17 protein-coding genes are annotated in these 20,516 nt (G+C 70.0%); 9 read left to right on the top strand and 8 right to left on the bottom strand.

Annotated elements, in window-relative coordinates:
* Nucleotides 1-593 (top strand): hypothetical protein (locus tag NR810_RS50260; protein ID WP_257463295.1); only part of this gene is annotated, 593 nt, incomplete at its 5' end.
* 20 nt (nt 594-613) lie between these two features.
* Here the strand turns inward: NR810_RS50260 and NR810_RS50255 are convergent.
* From NR810_RS50255 to NR810_RS50245, 3 genes are read right to left on the bottom strand one after another with little or no spacing between them, the layout of a single operon-like run.
* Complete coding sequence (locus NR810_RS50255; RefSeq protein WP_257463294.1) at nt 614-1,132, bottom strand: acyl-CoA thioesterase; 519 nt, start codon at nt 1,130-1,132, stop codon at nt 614-616.
* Between the two features lie 8 nt (nt 1,133-1,140).
* The gene (locus tag NR810_RS50250; protein ID WP_257463296.1) at nt 1,141-1,926 is read right to left on the bottom strand and encodes a deoxynucleoside kinase; all 786 of its coding nucleotides are present in this window, start codon (nt 1,924-1,926) and stop codon (nt 1,141-1,143) included.
* A 13-nt stretch (nt 1,927-1,939) separates the two neighbouring features.
* On the bottom strand, nt 1,940-2,761 hold the full coding sequence (locus NR810_RS50245; RefSeq protein ID WP_257463293.1) for a glycerophosphodiester phosphodiesterase: 822 nt from the start codon (nt 2,759-2,761) through the stop codon (nt 1,940-1,942).
* A gap of 205 nt (nt 2,762-2,966) precedes the next feature.
* On the opposite strand from NR810_RS50245, the gene NR810_RS50240 reads away from it, so the two are divergent.
* From NR810_RS50240 to NR810_RS50230, 3 genes are all read left to right on the top strand, one after another.
* Nucleotides 2,967-4,076 carry a hypothetical protein gene (locus NR810_RS50240; protein ID WP_257463292.1) on the top strand — a complete coding sequence of 370 codons (1,110 nt, stop codon included), beginning with the start codon at nt 2,967-2,969 and terminating at the stop codon, nt 4,074-4,076.
* A gap of 76 nt (nt 4,077-4,152) precedes the next feature.
* On the top strand, nt 4,153-6,369 hold the full coding sequence (locus NR810_RS50235; protein ID WP_257463291.1) for a serine/threonine-protein kinase: 2,217 nt from the start codon (nt 4,153-4,155) through the stop codon (nt 6,367-6,369).
* Between the two features lie 156 nt (nt 6,370-6,525).
* A complete protein-coding gene (locus NR810_RS50230) occupies nt 6,526-7,326 on the top strand; it encodes a hypothetical protein (protein WP_257463290.1) in 801 nt (266 codons plus the stop codon).
* Between the two features lie 12 nt (nt 7,327-7,338).
* Here NR810_RS50230 and NR810_RS50225 read toward each other — a convergent pair whose 3' ends face one another.
* Nucleotides 7,339-8,586 (bottom strand): hypothetical protein, encoded by a 1,248-nt coding sequence (locus NR810_RS50225; protein ID WP_257463289.1) that lies wholly within the window; start codon nt 8,584-8,586, stop codon nt 7,339-7,341.
* Nucleotides 8,587-8,685: 99 nt separating this feature from the next.
* Nucleotides 8,686-10,248 carry a hypothetical protein gene (locus tag NR810_RS50220; RefSeq protein ID WP_257463288.1) on the bottom strand — a complete coding sequence of 521 codons (1,563 nt, stop codon included), beginning with the start codon at nt 10,246-10,248 and terminating at the stop codon, nt 8,686-8,688.
* 185 nt (nt 10,249-10,433) lie between these two features.
* On the opposite strand from NR810_RS50220, the gene NR810_RS50215 reads away from it, so the two are divergent.
* Complete coding sequence (locus NR810_RS50215) at nt 10,434-10,799, top strand: metallothionein (RefSeq protein WP_257463287.1); 366 nt, start codon at nt 10,434-10,436, stop codon at nt 10,797-10,799.
* Here the strand turns inward: NR810_RS50215 and NR810_RS50210 are convergent.
* The 3 genes from NR810_RS50210 to nadA all read right to left on the bottom strand — a co-directional run bounded on the left by NR810_RS50210 (nt 10,792) and on the right by nadA (nt 13,320).
* Nucleotides 10,792-11,583, bottom strand: a complete 792-nt coding sequence (locus tag NR810_RS50210; RefSeq protein ID WP_257463286.1) for a class I SAM-dependent methyltransferase — start codon at nt 11,581-11,583, stop codon at nt 10,792-10,794. The genes NR810_RS50215 and NR810_RS50210 overlap by 8 nt on opposite strands.
* A 120-nt stretch (nt 11,584-11,703) precedes the next feature.
* Nucleotides 11,704-12,285, bottom strand: coding sequence for a zinc-ribbon domain-containing protein (locus tag NR810_RS50205; RefSeq protein WP_257463285.1), 582 nt, complete (start codon nt 12,283-12,285; stop codon nt 11,704-11,706).
* A 102-nt stretch (nt 12,286-12,387) separates the two neighbouring features.
* A complete protein-coding gene (gene nadA / locus NR810_RS50200; protein WP_257463284.1) occupies nt 12,388-13,320 on the bottom strand; it encodes a quinolinate synthase NadA in 933 nt (310 codons plus the stop codon).
* Between the two features lie 372 nt (nt 13,321-13,692).
* On the opposite strand from nadA, the gene NR810_RS50195 reads away from it, so the two are divergent.
* Genes NR810_RS50195 through NR810_RS52745 form a run of 4 tightly spaced genes read left to right on the top strand, consistent with a single transcriptional unit; the run spans nt 13,693 to nt 20,404 of the window.
* Entirely contained in the window at nt 13,693-16,107 is a 2,415-nt protein-coding gene (locus NR810_RS50195) for a PilZ domain-containing protein (protein ID WP_257463283.1), read from the top strand.
* A complete protein-coding gene (locus NR810_RS50190; protein ID WP_257463282.1) occupies nt 16,107-16,892 on the top strand; it encodes a methyltransferase domain-containing protein in 786 nt (261 codons plus the stop codon). The genes NR810_RS50195 and NR810_RS50190 overlap by 1 nt, the downstream gene beginning before the upstream one ends.
* A complete protein-coding gene (locus NR810_RS50185) occupies nt 16,892-19,807 on the top strand; it encodes an ATP-binding response regulator (protein WP_257463281.1) in 2,916 nt (971 codons plus the stop codon). The genes NR810_RS50190 and NR810_RS50185 overlap by 1 nt, the downstream gene beginning before the upstream one ends.
* Entirely contained in the window at nt 19,808-20,404 is a 597-nt protein-coding gene (locus tag NR810_RS52745) for a YdeI/OmpD-associated family protein (RefSeq protein WP_257463280.1), read from the top strand. It begins immediately after the preceding gene.
* Nucleotides 20,405-20,516: the final 112 nt, after the last annotated feature.

Genomic DNA, 20,516 nt, shown 5'->3' with positions numbered 1-20,516 from the left:
GTCTCGGGGGTCCACCTCGGCCATGCTTCTGCTACACCACGTCTGCCGTCCCCTTGTCCAGCACCACTTCTCCGGTCACCTCCCCTCTGCCTCCTCATCAACCGAGCCTGGGCGGTGAACGGTTACCGCTCAAGAACTCACACGGTGCGAGACACAAGCAGGAAGCCATACGAAAAGAAGAGAAGTTCGCATCCATTGCGAAGGACGAGTACCTCACCCTCAAGGCGCGTCTGGACACGCTCCCCAGCGCGGATGGTTCGTTCCTGGACTACTTGAAGATCTACGACGCCCAGCTCCTGGAGGACGCTCGCGCCATCCAGAGCCTCGCGAAGTACCTGGGGAGGCACAAGCTGCGCCCGCACTACAAGGCGCTGCTCGAGGCGTACGAGGCCGAGAAGCGCGGGCAGGGCTTGCGTGACATGGGTATCATCCAGTTCTTCGATACCTACGTTCACGACTCCCTGGCCGCATTCGTCAAGGACTCGACCCTGCCTTCGGATCCCCGGGTCATCTACATCGGTGGTGACGACAAGCTGCGCTACGCCGTGAACCAGCCTCTGGGTCAGGGGTTCCCCACCTCCGCCGTCGGTTGAGCGCCCCTGTCCCAGTCACCTCAGCCCGCGATGCCGGGCTTGATGACGCGCTGCCAGGTGAGGCTCGTCTGCTTGCGCGCGAGCCGGTCCTGACGCCGCTGCTCGGCCTCGCGGAAGGCCTCCTGCTCCTGCTCCGTCTCCAGCTTCAGCGGCGGCACCGGAACCTTCTTGCCGTCCGCCGTGAGCGCCACGAAGGTGAGCAGGGCGCTCGTGGTGAGGTGCTTGTCCCCGGTCATCGGGTTCTCCGCCGTCACCGTCACGCCCACCTCCATCGACGTGCGGAACGTGGCGATCACTCGCGCGTGCAGCGTCACGTTCCAGCCCACCTTGATGGGGGCGTGGAAGTGCAAATCATCCATGGACGCGGTGACCACTACCTGCCGGCAGTGGCGCTGGGCGGCGATGGCGCCGCACACGTCGATCCACTCCATCACCTTGCCGCCGAACGCCGCGTTCACCGGGTTGGCGTCCGAGGGAAGGATCATCTGCGTCATCACCACTTCGGAGTCGCGGGGGCTCTTGGGGGCGAGCTCGGACACGTGCAACCTCAGGCGAGGAAGGTGGAGACCCGGTCCAGGAACTCCTCGCGTCCCCGGCCGATGCGGATGTCCTGGTTGGTCACGTCCAACACCAGGCAGTCCACTCCGTATTTGTTCTGCAACACCATGGGGAAGGTCGCGTAGTAGCCGTTGAGCCCTCGCAGGAATCCCTTCTCGATTCCCTTCTCCTCCTCGCGGCCCCGCTCCCGGATGCGCCCCAGCAGCACGTCCAGGTTGGGCACGTCGAAGTAGATGACCTTGTCCGGTCTCCCCAGGTTGCGCGTCAGGCGTTGGAAGTACTCGAAGTACAGGTCCAACTCCTTGTTCGTCATGTGCCCCAGGCCGTGCAGGTACTTGGCGAAGATCTCCGGATCCTCGTACAGCGTCCGGTCCTGCACGCAGCTCTTCTTCACCGAGTGGATGAGCTCATGGTGCTCGACGCGCCGGATGAGGAACTCGAGCTGGAGCGTGAAGGACCACCGCCCCATGTTGGCGTAGTAGTCCTTGAGGAAGCGGTTGTCGATGACGGGCTCGTCGAAGAGCTCGAAGCCGAAGGTCTGGCTGATGATCTTCGCTGCTGTCGTCTTGCCCGCGCCGATGTTGCCCGCCAGTGCCACGAAGCGCTTGGAGCGCGGGGCGCGCAGGCGCCGCACCGTGTTGCGCGCGGGAGCCTCGGGGGCAGGCGGCACGGGCGGCTCGGAGGCCAGGGCCGGCTCGGGCACGACGAGGTTCTGCGCGGCTTCGGGAGTCGCCGGGGCCTTCGGAGCACGCTTGCGCGGAGGAGTGCGGGGCATACGGGCCATGGGCTTAGCGCGGGTTTTGCCGCTCGTCCAAGACCTGGCGCAGCAGATCCGGTCTGTCGGTCATGATGCCACCGACCCCCTCGGCCACCAGCTGCCGCATCTCGTCGGGCTCGTCCACCGTCCACACGTTGAGCCACTTGCCGTGGGCGTCCACCGCGCGCAGGAGCGCCTCGTCCACCAGTCGCATGTCGCCAAAGTACAGGGGCATGTCCAGGACGGTGTAGCGCCGGTCGTCCGGCGGTTGCTCGCCCGCCCGCACCGCCAGCACGAAGGCCGCCAGCGCGTCGCGCGGGTAGAAATGGCACGCGTCCGGCATCACCCGGGCCATCCGCTCGCCCACCTCGTCCAGCTCGCTGCCCACGCACACCCGCTCCAGGGCGCCCTCCTCGCGCAGCACCTGGAAGAAGGCATCCTCGATGCCCGGCACGTCCGGCTTCACCTCGATGTTGAAGTGCAGGTCCGGGAAGGCCCGCAGCGCCTCGCGCAGGGAGGGCATGCGGATTCCCTGGTCCCGGAAGGGGAAGGTGCGGCCCCCGTCCCGGGTGAAGCAGTAGCCGGCGTCCAGGCTCTGGAGCTCGGCCAGCGTGTGGTCCGCGATGGCTCCCTGTCCGTTCGTGCATCGCTCCAGGGTGGCGTCGTGGGCCACCACCAGCTCTCCGTCCCGGGTGAGGTGCACGTCCGTCTCCAGCATCCGGGTGAGGTAGCGCTCCACCGCCATGCGGAAGGCGGCCAGGGTGTTCTCGGGCGCGAGCAGCGAGCCTCCCCGGTGGGAGATGTGCAGGGTGGGGGAGAGGCCGCGGAAGAAGGGATGCGCTGGCAGGGGCATGGCGGTGGGGCTCCCAGGGCTGCGAGATGACGTCGGAGTGACTACCCAACACGTGAGGCGTCATCCGGTCGAATGTGTCACGGAGGTGTCTGGCCCCTTGCTTGCGGGGGTCCGCGACCCACCGGTATAAGACCCGACATCCGAGGCCGGAGGCGCGCGACTTCTCTAGGAGGACGGCGCCGGAAAATCCACAGGAGACGTCACCGTGATTCCTCTGCGCAAGCTCCCCGGCGCGGCGGCCCTGGTTGCCACCCCCCTGGCCCTGGCCGTTGGATGTAGTGGCGGGTACATGGCGGATGACGAGGACCCCTCCGGCACGCCGGGCTGTGCCGGGGTGTGCAGCGTGGATGGCGGTGCCGGAATGGATGGTGGCGCCTCCCCGCGCGATGCCGGCATGCAGGCCGACGCCGGCGCCCCGCCCACCGTGGTGATGACCATCGCCGAGGCCCGCAGGACGCCTTTCGATGGACGCGTCCGGGTCAAGCTCGAGGGCGTGGTCATCCACACCGTGGAGTCCCCGGACCATGGCCCGCGGAGCGACGCGGGCACCCCCGTGAGGTTCTGGGTGGTGGATCCCGCCCGGCCCACGCAGGGCCTCTGGGTGGAGAAGTCCCCTACGGATCTCCCCACGGACTTCGTGCCCCAGGTGGGGCAGTACGTGGACATCACCGGGTGGATGCAGGCCGGGGCCGGCGACGAGCAGCTTGAGGGCTACCGCGCGCGCATCGCCAATCCGCGCGTCTTCGACAACTCCCTGGGCCGGTTGGAGATCCGCCTCATCGACACCCTGCCGGTGCCCGCCGACAACCGCGCTCCTCCGGGCTTCGGCGCGGCGGATGGGGGTTGGCTCCGTCCCAACCCGGAGCTCCTCGGCACGCGCGTGTACGTCCCCGGCCCCCTGGTGATGACCGACCCCTCGCCCAGCGCCTTCCCCCACGTCCCGGCCCTCTCGAATGGTTCCGCCTTCAACGGCTTCGAGGTCTCGGGTGGCATCCTGGTGAGCAGCCGGAACACCTCCGGCCCCAGCCCCACGGACGGCGGCCCGGCGCGCTGCGACTGGCAGGACCTCGTGCGCGGCGACGGGGGCGTCGTCGTCTTCCCCAACGGCATCCGCGGCGTGTGGGATACCTACACCTATGTTCCCTGCCAGGACGGGGGGACCGAGGACCTCGCCACGTGCCCCAAGGATCCGGCGGGGGGCCGGGTGCCCGGGACGGAACTGCCAGACGGTGGTTTCGGTAACGCCTTCACCCACGTCCTCCTGCCTCAGGATTGTGACAGAGACCTCGCCGGTGTGTGGGACGCGGGGGGTTAGCCAGTCGTCTCCCACATTCTTCCACCCCACCATTCAAGTGGTAAATGCGGGTAGGCTCTGGAAGAAGCTCCAGGCCTTGTCATCGCCCGATTCCCAGGGGGATCCCATTCCCGAGAACTCTCCCCAGATCGCCACCCCTTTCGGCAAGTACGTCCTCATCAAGCGGCTCGCGATGGGGGGAATGGCGGAGCTCTTCCTCGCGCAGGCGCCCCCCAGGTCCGAGCTGGTGGTCATCAAGCGCATCCTCCCGTACCTCACGGAGGAGCCCGAGTTCGTCCAGATGTTCCTGGACGAGGCCCGCATCGCGGCGCAGCTGCACCACCCGAACATCGTCCAGGTGTTCGAGCTCGGGAAGATCGGTGACAGCATCTTCATCGCCATGGAGTACGTCGAGGGCGCGGACCTGCGGCGCATCCTCGCGGAGGAGACGAAGTTCACCGCCGCGGTGCCCTACGCGGTGGCCTCGCGCATCTGCGCCCAGGTGGCCGCGGGTCTCGACTACGCGCACAACTCCAAGGGCGTGGATGGCCGTCCCCTCGGCCTCATCCACCGCGACGTCAGCCCGCAGAACGTCATGGTGGCCTATGACGGCTCGGTGAAGCTGGTGGACTTCGGCATCGCCAAGGCCGAGGCCCTCGCCGAGCGCAGCAAGCCGGGCGTCATCAAGGGCAAGTTCCTCTACCTGTCGCCCGAGGCGGTGATGCAGGAGCGGTTGGACCACCGCGCGGACATCTTCGCGCTGGGGACGATGCTCTACGAAATCACCACCGGGCGCTCGCCCTTCAGCCGTCCGACGACGGAGGCCATCCTCTACGGCATCCGCTTCGAGACGCCCTCGCCGCCCCACCTCATCCGCGACGACTACCCGCAGGAGCTGTCGCGCATCGTGATGAAGTGCCTGGCGAAGGACCGCGCCCAGCGCTACCAGCGCGCCTCGCAGGTGCAGGCGGACCTGGAGGCCCTGCTGGCCTCGGGCTCGATGCGGGGGAGCGACGACGTGGCGGCCTACATCGCGCGGCTGCTCGGCGAGGAGGAGGAGCGCACCGTCCTCCACGTCCCCATCGCGAAGAACGTCCCCGCCGCCGCGCCGCTGGCCGCTGGCGGTGGCGCTGGCCTCACCGCGCGCCCCACGCGCCGCAGCAGCGCCGAGAACCTGCCCTCCGCGGGCTCCGCCGAGGTGCCCGAGGCGCCCACGGAGATGGCCCGTCCGCGCGACATGCTCGCCGCCGGGGCCCTGGGCGACGACGACGATGAGGAGCCCACCGCCATCCGCACCGTGCCCGGACGCGCGCAGCCGTCCAGCGTGGTGACCGCGGCGGAGCGCCCGCTTCCTCGTGCTCCCACGGGCGAGTCCACCTTGCAGGATCGGCCGGCGCGCGCTTCCGGCTCCACTCCGGTCCGGCGCTCCACGCCCGTGCGCAAGCCGGCCACGTCCGGCCCCGTCTCCGCGGTGGAGCGCCGCCGGCCTCCGCCTCCCGTGGACGATGAGATTTCGGAGTCCGTCTCCGTCACCCCGGCCACGACGAACGGGCGGCAGCCCGGGCGAGCCGCGCCCCTGTTCCAGGACGAGGACTCCGGGGTCGAATTCACGTCCGAGATGTCCGCCACCGCGGACCTGGTTCGCCCCCAGAGGGCGAGGAAGCCGGACGACGAAGAGTCCGGATACGGCGACACCCATACGGAGACGAAACCCGCTTCGTCCCGGGGCGCGCGCCGCCCGAACCTGGTGCTGTTCGCCATCATGGCGCTGCTGCTCGTCGCCGCCGGGGTGGCCGCGTGGCTCCTGCTCGCGCCGGCCCCCAAGCCCGGCCTGCGCAAGCCCCCCGAGCTGATGGAGGGCAGGGCCCCCACATCTCCTCCTTCCGCCCCCGAGTCTGGGACGGGGACCGCCGCCGCCATGGGTGCGACCAAGACCGACATCCAGGCAGGTGCGACTACAGTGGCCACCGTGCAGCAGGCGGTGGGTGCTCCTCCGGAGGTTGAGCCGCCAAAGGCCCAGGCGCTGGCGGCGGGTGATGCGGCCCCCGAGCAGGAGGCCAAGGAGACGCCTCCTCCCACACCTCCGGCCGAGGTTCGCGTGGAATTCAAGGTGCTTGCTCGCACGCTCCTCAAGGTGGACGGCCAGGGCGTGAAGCCGGGTGTGCTGAACCTGGCGCCTGGCTCCCACACCGTCGAATACCGCTGCCCCGGCGCACGGACCTTCAAGTCCCGAGAATTGGAGGTGCCCGAGCAGGCCACCCGGCCCGTGGTCTTCCGGGTGGACAAGCAGGACTGCCGCAAGGCCCGCCGGTAGGGGTCCCGAGGGGGACATATGCGGTGGGCTCCCCCTCCAGCGGACAAGTGGGCGAGGGTACGCGGGAGTGGATATAAGCCGTTGGATTTCCTAGGGATTCGCCATCCTCATCGCGTTTACACGTGTCAGACGGGTCCTTAGAATCGCCCCCCGTCTATGGCCCGTGTGAAGAAGAAGAACCTGGCGAAGAAGCGGAGCTCGCCTGCGGGGCGTATCGCCCGCGAGCAGTCCATCGCACCCGAGCCCAATCGGTTGCTGAAGGTGTGGCGGCGCGTGCTCGAGCGCCGCTTGCGCACCCGGCTGCGCGCTCCGGTGGCGGTGGAGGTCCACGACAACACGCACACGATGCTCACGTTCCAACGCCACCGGGCGCTGTGGCGGCTGCGGCTGCACCACATGTTCCTGGCGGCGCCGGACGAGATCATCCAGGCGCTGGCGGACTTCGTGCGCAACGGCGACGCGGAGGCCAGCGTGCTGCTGGACAAGTTCATCGAGCGCAACAAGGCGTACATCCGCCGGGTGTCTCCGGCGCAGATGCGCAAGCGCATGCGGCTGGAGCCGGTGGGGCAGCATCACGACCTGGGCCGCATCTTCGAGCGGCTCAACGGGCGCTACTTCCGGGGCCGCATCGACGCCGCCATCACCTACGGGCCGGCGCCGCGCGTCGTGCGGCCGCGCAAGAGCATCAAGATGGGCTCCTACTCGGCGGACTCGCGCGTCATCCGCATCCACCCGGCGTTGGATCAGCCCGTGGTGCCGCGCTACTTCGTGGAGTGGATCGTCTTCCACGAGATGCTGCACCACGTGTACCGCACGCGCCGGGGCGAGGACGGGCGGCGGTGCATCCACCCGCCCGAGTTCCTGGAGCACGAGCGGCGCTTCCACGACTACTCGCGCGCCCAGGCCTGGGAGATGGAGAACCTGGACCTGCTGCTGCGCGCGCGCGTGTCGGCGTGAGCCGGGCCTCCCTCAGGGGAGGATGATGCCGCCGGGGCTGCGGCGCTCGGCCTCCGGCGCCGCGGCCTGGGCCTGCTGCTCGGCCCGGGCCCGCGCCCGGGCCTCCACCTTGTCCCGTGTCGAAGGAGCGACGCGCTCCGCCATGGTGACGAGCAGCGCCTTCTCGTAGAGGCGCTCGGCGAAGCGGGAGGGGGGCTCCGTGGGGCCCTGCGCGAGCTGGCGGGCCTCGGCGCGAGCCACCCGGGCCGGGAGCTCCTTGCCGATCCGCTCGAAGTGCAGGGCCATCTCCCACAGGCGGCTGGCGTAGAGCCGGCGCGGCTCCGGCGGCGTGAAGAAGGCACGGGCCTGGGCATGGGCCGCCTGGATGATCTCCTCGTTGCGCTGTGCCGGGGTGAGCGCCAGGGGGCTGGCTTCCAGCTCATCCACCTTGAAGGCCAGCTTCTCCAGCTCGGCCGCGGGGGGCAGCCAGCCGCGTATCTCCGGTTCGTCGTGGAGCTTGTGGCCCTCGGCCATCGCGAGCCGCTCGTCCTCCGGCTCCGGTGGGGGAATCTCCAGCGGCACGTCCCGGGGCTGCACGCCCAGGTGCCGCAGCACCGTGTCGAGGCCCTCGGGGAAGGCGGTGCGCGTGCGCAGGTTCAACCCCGCGGCGGCGGCCAGCCGCTCGAGCGCCTCGGCGTGGGGGAGCTCCACGGCGGCATCGGGGCCGGGGCTCGTGGCCTGCTTCACCACGCGGCGGTACTCACCGCGGCTGAGCTCCACCACCTGGATGCGCTCCACGCCGCGCTCGTCCGAGTACAGCACCTGGATGGCCTCCAGCCCGCCGCCTCGCAGGGCGCGGGGAATCTCCAGGACGCGCTCGCCGGTGCCGTCGATGCTGGTGAGGAGGGCGGGCAGGGCCTCCGGTCCCGACACCACGGGACGCGCGGGCGCCGCGGCCACGGGACGGGCTGGCTCGGAGACCTCCACGCCCCGGGAGCGCAGCCGGTAGAGCGCCTTCTTCGCCACCTTGGCGAGCGCCTTGTGACTGGAGCCCGCGAGCGCCTCGGCGAGGGTGGGGCTGCCGGCGAGCACCGCGCCCTCGAGGAGGGCGGCCGCGAGCGGTTCAGGGAGGGCCTCGACGTCCGCGGGTGGCGCGGAGGCGGGCTCGGTGGCGAGTCCACGGGCGCGCTCCACCACCTCGGGGGCGAAGTCGGGGAGGGGCGTGCCGGAGCGGAGCGCTTCCAGCAGGGGGCGCGGATCGTGGGGGCTCTTGGTGGGCATGGACCGACATGTAATGCACTCCGCGCGGCACGGTGAGGCCGGAGGAGGCGTGACGCGCCGGAGGGCGACCACTGGCCCACACTTGCCGGGTCCGAGCGTTCAGCGGCGGCGCACCAGCCAGCTGTCGCCGGCCTGGGCGGCGATGGCGAGCTCCTGCTGGAGCCGGGCGCCGAAGATGCGCGAGGGGTGGGTGCCCCGGACGAGGAAGTGGTCGTACGCGGGCCCCTGCGCGGCGTAGTCGAAGGCATCGGGCCGCCACTCGGAGGGGAAGGTGGGGGGAGGCGTGCCGCTGTAGCGCAGGGGCGAGTGGGGCGTGAGGGCGAAGCTGAAGTTGGTGCTGCCGCCGCGTGCACGGGCCAGCTCCGCGGCGCCGTGGAGGAAGACGGGGTGGCGCACCACGCGCGAGGTGGAGTCGAAGATGAGCCCCATGACGCGGGGCCGGGGCGCGGTGGCCTCCACGAGGGCATCCCATTCGGAGGCCTCGCGGGAGAAGTCGCGGAAGCCCCGGCCCAGCACGAGCGCCAGCAGCAGGGCGCAGGCGGCGCTGGCCCACAGCAGCGGACGACGCACCGCGACGTGGGTCAGCGGGAGGCTCGCCACGGCGAGCACCGCGGCGAGCTGCGCATACCGGGTGTTGAGGTAGTAGATGTAGCCGCGGATGTCGAAGGGCAGCAGGAAGAAGAGGCCCAGGGCGATGACGACGAGCCCCGGCAGACGCAGGCGCGCCACCAGGCCCTCCCCGCTGGACTCCCCGCGCACCACGCCCAGCACGAGCGCGCACGCGGCCACGGCGCCCACGGCGTAGAGGGGCCAGCGGTCCGAGCCATCCCGGAGCAGGTTGGCGAGCACCTCGAGCAGCTCGGCGCGGTTCTGCGCGAAGCTCTTCCAGGCCAGGTTCTGGGGGGAGAGCATGGGGCCCCAGGCCCTCCAGGGCGCGCCGGCCTCCACCTGGGAGGGCTGGCCCAGACGCAGCACCACCCACGCGAGGAAGAGGCCCACGCCGGGCACCACGCCCGCGAGCGCTGCGAGCCGGGGCCGCAGGAGGGCGGAGAATCCCTTCGCGCCACCGTCCTCGGGGACGCGCGTGGTGAGGAGCAGCCAGGGCAGGGCGAGCCCGAGAAAGGCGAAGGCCTGCACGTGGAAGAGGAGGACGGCGGTGAGGCACACGGCCAGCCCGGCGGCCCAGGCGCGTCGCCGCGTGGTGTCGGTGAGGGCGCGGACGAAGAGGCCGCAGCACAGGAGGGCGAGGGGCAGCGCGGCGAGGAAGTTGACGAAGCCCCACCCGAAGCTGTCGCCGTAGGCCAGCGGAAGGGCCAGCAGCGAGGGCCACGTCGGCCGTCCGAGGCTCCGCAGCAGGAAGGCGAGCGACAGGGGCAGGCCCACCACGTACGCGGAGAGGAAGAGCCGGTTGGCGAGCTCCAACGGGAGCAGCCACTGGAGCAGACTGACGAGGTAGTAGTAGCCGAGGTAGGGCGTCAGCTCGTGCCGCGCGGCGAAGAGGCGGGGGTAGAGGGTGGTGGGGTCATCCAGCCGGTGGAGGACGGAGATGAGGTGGAGGTGCTGCGGCAGGTCCACCATGGGCAGGTGCGAGGACACCCACAGGGGCAGGGCCCCCAGCACGAGGGCGGCGGCGTAGACGAGGCGATCGGTTCGCGCGGACACGGGTGGGGCGGACTGTACGCGGCGCCTCCCGCCGTCGCGAGCACCACGCTTGCCTGCTCACGGGGAGGCCTTGCTGGGCGGGGGTGGACAGCGGGGTCCGGCCGGTTTGGACAGGGGGGAGGGGCTGGGCTATAGCCCGAGGGGATATCTGGTCTCCGGGTAGTGACCCGGGAGGTATGTCGAGCATGAAGCACATCGGGATGACGCTGGCGGCGGTGATGATGGGCGGCGTGCTGTTCGTGGCGGGCGAGGCGGGGGCCTGTGAGGGCCACCACGCGAAGGCCGACGCGCCGCCCGCGGCGGTGGAGCCGGGCAAGCAGGAGAAGGCGGCCTCGAAGGAGGCGGCTGCGGCGAAGACGGACAAGGCGGGCGAGCTGCACGCCGCGAAGTGCCAGTGCAGCAGCGCGGCGGACTGCACCTGCAAGAAGGGCACGTGCGAGTGCCCCAAGTGCAAGAAGCGGCACGACCTGGTTCAGCCCCTGGAGGCCGAGCGCCGCGCGCCCGAGGTCCAGAAGGCCCGCCTGGACGCCTCGGCCGGCGTCTTCATCTGACGGCCTTCACCACGAGCAGGGGAGGCAGCCGCAGCCGGGCGAAGCCGGTGAGGCCGGCGGCGGACAGGGCGTGCTTGAGGTCCTCCTCCTCGCGGGGGTGGAGGCCGGCCCGGCGCTGGACGAAGGAGGAGGCGCGGCCCGGAGGCATCCAGGTGCTGGCCACGAAGCGTCCGCCCGGGCGCAGCACGCGGTGCACCTCCAGCAGCAGCTTGCCGAGGTCCGAGATGAAGTGCAGCGAGTGGGCGAGCAGCACCGCCCCCAGCGAACCATCCTGGAAGGGCAGGTAGGGCGCCTCGGCGCGCAGATAGTCCACGCGCACGCCGGCCTCGTGGCCCTGGTCCACGGCCTCCTCGAGCATGGCCCGGGACACGTCCATTCCCACCACGGGTGGCATGTCCGGCTCGCGCACCAGTCGCCGGGCGAAGACTCCGGTGCCGGTGCCGAGGTCCAGCACCGGGGCCTCGGGTTGACCCAGCAGCGAGCGGTACAGCAGGTACTCACTGTCACGGTCGAGCGGTGGGGCCGCGAGGGCGCGCTGGAGGGCGGGGCGCACGTAGCGCTCGTAGGAGCGGGCGATGAGCCGCTGCTCCATGCCGCGCTGCGCCAGGGCGGGAGCGGCCGCCTCCAGCACGAGATCCGCCACACCCTCGGTCACCGGGTAGCTGGCATGACACTCGGAGCAGAGCAGTGGCCCGAAGACGACCTCGGGGGTGTCCCGCTCCGGCGCCAGCCCGCCACGACGGCATCTGGGGCAGCGCAGCAGCTGGAGGATGACGCGTTGCATACGCGTCCCACGGTAGCGCCGCGCCCTGACATCCACCACCACCAACACCAAGCAAACACCCTCTCCCTTCGGGAGAGGGCTGGGGTGAGGGTACGCGTCACCGGGCCAGGCGCCCGTGCCTCAGGTGTTGGTGTCCTCGGTGGCGACGAGCACGGGCCAACCGCGGGCCATGGCCTCGCGGAAGAAGCTGGCCAGCTCATGGCGGGCGCTGTTCACGGCGCCGAGGAAGGGGTCGATGAGGGACTCCTCACCCAGGCTGCGGTTGGGGTTGAGCTCCACGGCATGGCCGCAGCGCTCGCAGCGGATGGACACGGGCCGCACCAGGGCGACGGGCACGGCGTAACGCGCGTTGCACTCGCCGCACTTCCAGACGAGGGCACGCTCGCCGGCCTCGCGCCTGGCCATCGAGTCCAGCTCGTCGGCCAGCCGCAGCAGCGCGGGCAGGTCCTGGGGAGGCTGGGCGAAGACGGCGCAGGGGCCGAAGCCGGAACCGGGGCTGCCCAGGTTGGGCGGACGATCGCCCTGGAGCAGGGAGCGAAGCCGGTCCTTGGCCTTCACGTCCCGGAACTCGGCGCTCGCCAGGGCGCGCTCCACCGCTTCCTGCATTGGAGGCAGTTCCGGTTCGAGCCGCTCGTCCGAGGGCTGTGCTTGGGGATGGGCCACCACGCGGTGGCCAGGGATTGCGACAAATCGGAAACCCACGATGGCTCCAAATCGCACCGCGCCGTCTCCGGTGCAAGACACGAATACGGCGCGGCGGCGGAATTGCCGCTCTCGCGACAGACGGCGCGCTGCGTCAATGACTCACTGTGACCATTCGAGCATCCGCTGCAACGGCGCGAGCGCGGCGGACTGCAAGTCCTCCGGCAGCGTCAGCTCGGGCGTCCGGTCCTTCATACACCGGTAGAGCTTCTCCATCGTGTTGAGCCGCATGTACGGGCACTCGTTGCACGAGCAACCGTTGTCCGGCGGTGCGGGGATGAAGTGCTTGTCCGGGGCGCCCTTCTGCATCTGGTGGAGGATGCCGGCCTCCGTCACCACGATGAACTCGCGCTTGGGGCTCTTGAGCACGTAGTCCAGCAGCCCCTTGGTGGAGCCGATGTAGTCGGCGTGCCGCAGCACGGCCTCCTCGCACTCGGGGTGGGCGACGACCTCGGCCTCCGGGTGCTGCACCTTGAGCTGGACCAGGCGCTTCTCGCTGAAGATCTCATGGACGATGCAGCTGCCCGGCCACAGCACCATGTCGCGGCCCGTCTGCTTCATCACGTAGCGGCCCAGGTGCTGGTCGGGGGCGAAGAGGATCTGCCTGTCCCTGGGCACCTGGTTGACGATCTTCACGGCGTTGGAGGAGGTGCAGATGACGTCGCTCATCGCCTTCACGGCGGCCGAGCTGTTGACGTAGCTCACCACGAAGTGGTCGGGGTGCTTCTCCTTGAAGGCCCGGAAGGCCACCGGCGGGCAGCGGTCCGACAGGGAACAGCCCGCCTTGAGGTCCGGCAGGAGCACCTGGCGGGTAGGGTTGAGGATCTTCGCCGTCTCCGCCATGAAGTGGACACCGCAGAAGACGATGACGTCCGCCTTCGTCTTCGCCGCGGCCTGGGCGAGCGCCAGGCTGTCGCCGACGAAGTCCGCCACGTCCTGGATCTCACTCTCCTGGTAGTAGTGCGCGAGGATGACGGCGTTGAGTTTCCGCTTCAGTTCCTGGATTTCCCGCTCGTAGTCCACTTCGGCGCCCATCACGTCTCCTTCCCGGTTCATTTAACCGGCGTGTCGGAGGCGGGCCAAGGACGAATCCCAGGTTCCCTCCGGGGCGAGGGCTCCAGGAGCACCCAGGCGGGGGAGCGGTACCCCGGTCCATCGGGTGTACGTCGGTGTGCCAACGGTCACTTGACGCCACCCATGCCAGGAACCGCTAAGATATTCCCAGGACCGTACTGCCGCGGTTGAAGCCCCCTCCCCCCTGGTGTCCTGGATGCTGGACGTTGGCAAACGCTGTCTCGCGTCACGAGTGAAGGGGCGAGGGTCGGTACGGGCGTACGGGCCGTACCCGGAAGAGCGAGCGCCGGATGCCGATTTCGGGTGAGCGGCCTGCCTGCTGAGGAGGGGTCCATGAGTGTCCCAATGCGAGACGTCCTGGTGGTGCACCCCAACGCGGGCAGGAGGGCCGCGCTCGCCTCCGCGCTCCCCTCGCATCGTGTGGTGGCGGTGGAGTCCAAGGTGGAGGCGGCGCTCCGGATGGTGAACGTCGCCCCGGCGTTGATCATCGCTCCGCCGGATGATGCCCGGCACTTCCTGCGGGAGGTGGACCGGTCCGCGCCTGACGCGGTGCGCGTCTTCATCTGCTCCCAAACGGATCCGGCGGGGTTGGAGGAGCTCATGCAGAGCGCCGCCGAGGGCCACGTCTTCAGCATCCTCGACGACACGCTGGCGGGGCCGGAGCTGGGTCGGACCATCTCCCACCTCCTGCAGTACCGCGGCTGCGCCAGCGTCACGCTGTCCACCCCATATTGCGTCCGCTTCGGGCTGCACGGGCAGACGTACCAGGCCCGGTGCCTGGAGATGGGCAACTTCGGGGCCACGCTGCAGCTGCCCATCGAGGTCCCCATCACGGCGGTGCCCCCGGGCACGGCGTTGCAGGACGTGTACATCGAGCGCGAGGGGCAGCTCATCTTCCGCGCGGCGTGGGCGCACGTGCAGCGGGCCCAGCCCATGCGGGAGGGGGACGTGCTGCCCCATCTGCGGCTGGGCATCTCCTGGAGCACGGCGATGTACCAGCCGCCCCAGGCTCCCTCGATGACGACGGCCGAGCCCTCCGAGGTCATCTCCACCCTGCGCAAGGCCCTGCGGCGGGAGATCGGCCTCTGGCTGCAGATGGCGGACCACCACTCCATGCAGATCCGCCTCGAGTCGCCCTCCATCGACGTGGTGGACGACATCGCCATCCTGCGGGGCCAGGGCTCCGCGCTGCTGCCGGGCACGGTGGGCGACGTGGTGCACCTGTCTTTCGAGATGGGCGGGCAGAGCTACTCCGGCGTGGGGAGCCTGCTGGACATCTCCCCGGACGGCAAGACGATGGTGCGCATCCCGCGCAGCCTCACGCTGCGCAACTGGCGCACCCTGCCGCGCTTCAAGCCCGGGCCGGACCACCGCTTCCTGCTCTCCTTCAAGGCTCCGGTGACGGGGCAGCTCACCACCCGGGCGGTGCTCGATCTGAGCGCTGGCGGCCTGTCCTTTCCCTTCGATGCCTCGTGCGAGATCCTCCCGGCGGGCCTCCAGTTCGATGCCTCGCTGCTGCTGCCGGACGGCTCCGAGGCCGAGTGCCAGCTGGAGATCCGCTCCATCCAGATGCTGCGCACGCCCAGCCCGGATGGGCAGCTGCGGCCCTTCCGCGCCGGGGTCCGCTTCTCCCGGATCCCGGAGCACGCGCGCCGCAGCATCCTCGATGCCTTCGTCACGGCGCGCTGCCCCTCGGCCATCAACGGTGGCCACGTGCCCTTCCAGGAGCTGTGGGAGCTGATGGAGGCGGCGCGCTACCGCTTCCACCCGGACTACCCCTTCAACTCGCGCAAGGACGTGGAGCTGCTGGAGGATGCCCATCGCAAGTTGTACATCCCCGGGGAGCTCGGCCGTTCCATCGTCTTCCGCGAGGGGCAGCGGGCCATCGGCCACCTGGCGGGTCTGCGCAGCCACTCGCGCACCTGGCTGCTCCAGCAGCTGTGCGTGCTCCCCGGCTTCCACCGCAACCAGTGGGTCTCCTACGAGCTGAGCACCACGCTCGTCGAGTTCGGCGAGGCCCTCGAGGACATCGAGTTCATCCGCTACACGTGGCGCCGCGACAACCGCTGGCCCAACCGCTTCGGCAGCTGGTTGGCCCGTGTCATGGACAGCCCGGGGCTCAGCCTGCTGCGGCACTACAACTACATGCGCCTGCCCCTGCCCACCGAGCGCCAGCGGCCCGCGGGGCTGTTGCCGGTGCGCGAGTCCACGCACGCCGATCGCGTCTGGCTGGAGAACCACCTGCGCGCCCGCGGCGAGTGGGTGCGGGTGCTGGGGGAGGATCTGGAGGCGGACCGCCTGGAGCTGGACGTGCTCGGAGAGCGTTTCCGCCAGCACGGGCTGTATCGCCACCGGCGCATGTTCGTCGTCGACGGAGAGGCCGGCCCGCTGGCCCTGGCGCTCGTGGAGGAGGGCACTCCCGGGCTCAGCCTCATCGAGGCCACCAACGCCTTCTGGCTGGTGGTCCCCGAGCGCTCCCATCCCCAGTCCCGTCTGGCCGTCCGGTCCCTCACCGAGCGTTGTGTGGAGCATGCGCGGGAGCGCGGCCGTCCGTCCGCGCTCGGCTTCGTCGACACGGAGGATGTCGAGGTGCTCCAGGAAGCCGGGTTCCTGGACCAGGGCCGCTTCTCCGAGTGGATCTTCCACCGGTCGTTGATCCGCAGGTGGTGTGAGCTGTGGAAGTCCGTTTTCGAGCGGTTCGTGCGAGAATCGGACGTGGATGTGATGGCTGGAGTGGAGGACCCCTGATGTACATCATGGAGTCGGAGGACGAGACGCGGCGGCTGATCGTCCAGGAGCAGTCGGACGAGGCCCTCCAGAAGCTGCTGCGAGCGGGGCTCCGGCCCGGGGATCGCGTCCTCGACGCGGGGTGTGGCCCGGGCTTCATCTCGGGGATGATCGCCGACCTGGTGGGGCCCACGGGCCACGTGACGGGGATCGACATCAACCCCGACCGGCTGGCGGAGGCCTCCCGGCTCAACGCCCAGCGCGCTCAGACGCGCTTCCTCAAGGGCGACGTGCGCTCCATGGATCTGCCCGATGGGGCCTTCGACTTCACCTGGTGCCAGTTCGTGCTGGAGTACCTGCCGGATCGCCGCCCGGCGCTGGCCGAGCTGATCCGCGTGACGCGGCCGGGCGGACGCCTGGTGCTCTCGGAGATCGACGGCTTCGGCCTGGGCAACTGGCCCTTCTCGCCTGCCCTCCAGGAGAGCTGCAAGACGTTCATCGACGCGCTGAGTCAAACGGGCTTCGACTTCTACGTCGGGCGCAAGCTCTTCACGGAGCTGCGTCAGGCCGGTTTGGTGGACCTGCGGGTGCATCTGCTGCCACAGTATGTGGTCGCGGGTGTGGCGGACGCTCGCATGATTCAGGACTGGGAAATCCGCTTCGCGGCACTCGAGCCGGTGGTGGCACCGGCCTTCGCCAACCGTGAGGCCTACCAGCGGCATTGCCGTGACTACCTGCGGATGCTGATGGAGCCGGACACGCTGAAGTTCGCGGTCCGGCTGGTGACCGAGGGACGAAGACCTTGATGGCAGCCAACGTGGGGCAGGAGCACAACTCACTCGCGGACAACGCGCCAGATGTGAGCGTACGGACGACGTGCGCCTCGCTGCTGCTCTACTTCGAACATACGTACGGCGTGGCGCGGCTGGAGGACGTCTGGGCCCGGCACCGGCCCAGCCTCTCGCTGGAGTACTTGCGCACGACCACCAACTTCATCTCCCTGCGCTTCCTCGAGTCGCTGGCCGAGCTGCTGGTGAAGGAGTCCGGGGACGTGCACTTCATGCGCAAGGCGGGGCTCTTCCTGGCCTCGCCGGAGGCGCTGGGGTTCGCCTATTACATGCTCCGGGCCTTCGGCTCGGTGCCGGTGTGCTACCGCAAGACGATCGATCTCTCGCCCAGCTTCAACCGGGTGGGCCACTTCGAGATCCTCCGTCTGGAGCGGGGCCGGATGGAGTTGCAGTACCGGAGCCGCGTGCCGGAGATCAACCGCAACATCTGCGAGCTGCGGATGGGGCAGTTCTCCTCGTTCCCCACCATCTGGGGACTGCCGCCGGCCGAGGTGCACGAGAGCCAGTGCCAGGTGCAGGGGGCGGAAGGGTGCCGCTACCACCTGCGGTGGATGGATCCGCTGCCGACGTGGGGCCGGTACACGGGCCTGTTGGCGGGAGTGGTGGGTGGGGTGGGGGCCAGCATGCTGGGGCTGGGGCCCGCGGGCTTCACGGTGGCGGCGCTGGGGCTGGCCGGCGTGTCGCTGGGCAACTGGTGGGATTTGCGGCGCGAGATGCGGCGCAAGGACGAGGCGCTCAACGAGCAGGCCAAGGGCATGATGGGGTCGCTCGAGGAGCTGCAGCAGCGCTACGACGAGATGTTCCGCATCAACGTGGCCCTGGAGGACCGGGTCGCGTCGCGCACGCGCGAGCTCACCGAGGCCAACGCCCGCCTGGAGACGGCGCTCGCCAAGCAGAAGGAGCTGGACCGGCTCAAGAGCGAGTTCTTCGACAACGTGAGCCACGAGCTGCGCACGCCCCTCACGCTCATCCTCCTCACGCTGGACTCGCTGATGCAGCGGGGCCCGGGGGAGCTGTCGCCCGTCATCCTGCAGCACCTGGAGACGATGAACCGCAGCGCCTCGCGGCTGTTGCGGCTCATCAACAACCTGCTGGACCTGGCGCAGATGGAGGCGGGCAAGGCGCGGCTGCGCTACGAGCCGCTGGAGATGCACGGCTTCCTGTCCTCGCTTTTGGTGCCCTTCCACGTGGCGGCGGAGAAGAAGGGCGTGCGGCTCAAGCTGGAGGGCGCTCCGGTGTCGGCCGTGCTGGTGGACGTGCCGCGCGTGGAGAGCGTCTTCCAGAACCTCGTCTCCAACGCCCTCAAGTTCACCAACCAGGGCGCGGTGACGGTGCGCCTGTACGAGGACGACACCTGGGTGCACGTGGAGGTGGGGGACACCGGCGTGGGCATCTCCGCGCAGGACATGCCGGTCATCTTCGACCGCTTCGCCCAGGCGGACTCCAATGGCACGCGGCGCTTCGGCGGCACGGGCATCGGCCTGGCGCTGGTGAAGGAGACGCTGGAACTGCACGCGGGCGGCATCGAGGTGACGAGCGAGCTGGGCAAGGGCTCCACCTTCCACGCCCGGCTGCCCAAGGGCGCCGCGCACGTGCGCGAGGATCTGCGCGAGGGCAAGGAGGGCGAGCAGGTGGCCCGGCCCACGCGCCGCTCGGATCTGACGGCGCTGCTGGCCCCGGCGGCTCCGGTGTCCGCGAGCGTGATGGATGCCCTGCCGGACGCCCCGGACGCCGAGGCCAGCCCGGACGCGCCCCGCGTCCTGGTGGTGGAGGACGAGCCGGAGATCCGCGCCTTCCTGCGCAGCGTGCTGCGGCCCTACTACCGTCTGCTGGAGGCCACCAACGGCGACGAGGGCCTGCAGATGGCCCTGAAGGAGCGGCCGGATCTGATCGTCTCGGACGTGATGATGCCCGTGATGTCCGGCATGCAGATGCTGGCGGCGCTGCGCGACGCGCCGGAGACGGTGGACACGCCCATCATCCTGCTCACCGCGCGCCAGGAGGTGGACGCCAAGGTGGAGGGCCTCACCATGGGGGCCAACGACTACCTGGGCAAGCCCTTCTCGCCGAGGGAGATGCTGGCGCGCATCGAGGCGCAGCTGCGCCTGCGCGACGCGGCGGTGCGCGCGGCGGAGAACGAGCGGCTGGCGGCCACGGGCCTGCTCACCTCGGGCTTCGCCCACGAGGTGCGCAACCCCCTCAACGGCCTGATGAACGCGCTGCTGCCGCTGCGCGAGAGCCTCACCAGCGGCAACCTGGACGCGGGCATGGCCCTGGCCATGTTGGACCTCATCGAGGAGTGCGGGCAGCGCATCCGCGGCCTGGCCGAGGGCCTGCTGTCCTTCGTGCGCACCGGCAGCAAGGCGGTGGCGGTGGACCTGGGCGCCTCGCTGGACGCCAGCGTCCAGGCGCTCTCGTGGCGGCTGCCGCCGGACATGAAGGTGGATCGCGACTACCAGTGCCCCGAGCCGGTGTGGGGAGATCCGGGCTCGCTCAACCAGGTCTGGGTGAACCTGCTGGACAACGCGGTGCGCGCCATCAAGCCGGACGGCGTCGTCAAGGTGTCCACGCGGCGGGAGGGCAATGAAGCGGTGGTGTCCATCGTGGACAACGGCGTGGGCATCAAGCCCGAGCACATGGACCGGCTCTTCCAGCCCTTCTTCTCCACCCGGGACGCGGGCGAGGGGACGGGCCTCGGGCTGGCGCTCTGCCAGCGCATCATCATGCGCCAGGGAGGCCGCATCCGGATCTTCAGCGACTACGGCAAGGGCACGCGTGTGGAGGTCCGGATGCCGCTGGAGGCGAACCCGGATCGCATCCTTCCGCCCCTGCTCTCCAACGCCAGGCCCACCCAGCCGCACTGGAACACCTAGGTGGCCCGGGTGAAGAAGACAGCCGAGGGGGAGACGCCGATCGTCTCCTTCGCGAAGCAGGGCGAGTGGTCGGCCTGGCTCGCGTCGAACCACGCGTCGTCGCGCGGCGTGTGGCTGAAGATCGCCAAGAAGGCCTCCGGCGTGGTGTCGGTCAACTACCAGCAGGCGCTCGAGGTGGCGCTCGCATGGGGGTGGATCGACGGCCAGCGGAGGAGCCATGACGACACGGCGTATCTCCAGAAGTTCACGCCGCGGGGTCGCAGGAGCATCTGGTCCAAGATCAACCGCGAGAAGGCGCTGGCGCTCATCGCGGCGGGCGAGATGAAGCCGCCGGGACTCGCCGAGGTCGAGCGCGCGAAGCAGGACGGACGCTGGGAGGCGGCCTACGACTCGCCGAGCCGTGCCAGCGTGCCCGAGGACCTGGCGGCCGCCTTCGCCGCGAATCCTCGCGCGGCCGCGTTCTTCGCCACGCTCGACTCGACGAACCGCTACGCCGTGCTGTTCCGGCTCCAGACCGTGAAGAAGGCCGAGACCCGGGCCAGGCGCATCGCGCTCTACGTCGAGATGCTCGCGCGGCACGAGAAGCTGCACCCCTGATGCACGGGGGCGTGGGCCTGTCCTGTCGGACCGGCGCACGGAGGGTCGGTTGCCTCTCGTGACCTTTCTGACAGGTGGGGTGGGACTCTGCTACAACCGGGAGCCTTTTTCT

The organism is Archangium lipolyticum, from assembly GCF_024623785.1.
Classification (GTDB): Bacteria; Myxococcota; Myxococcia; order Myxococcales; family Myxococcaceae; genus Archangium; species Archangium lipolyticum.
This window is presented reverse-complemented; position numbering and strand designations above follow the sequence as displayed.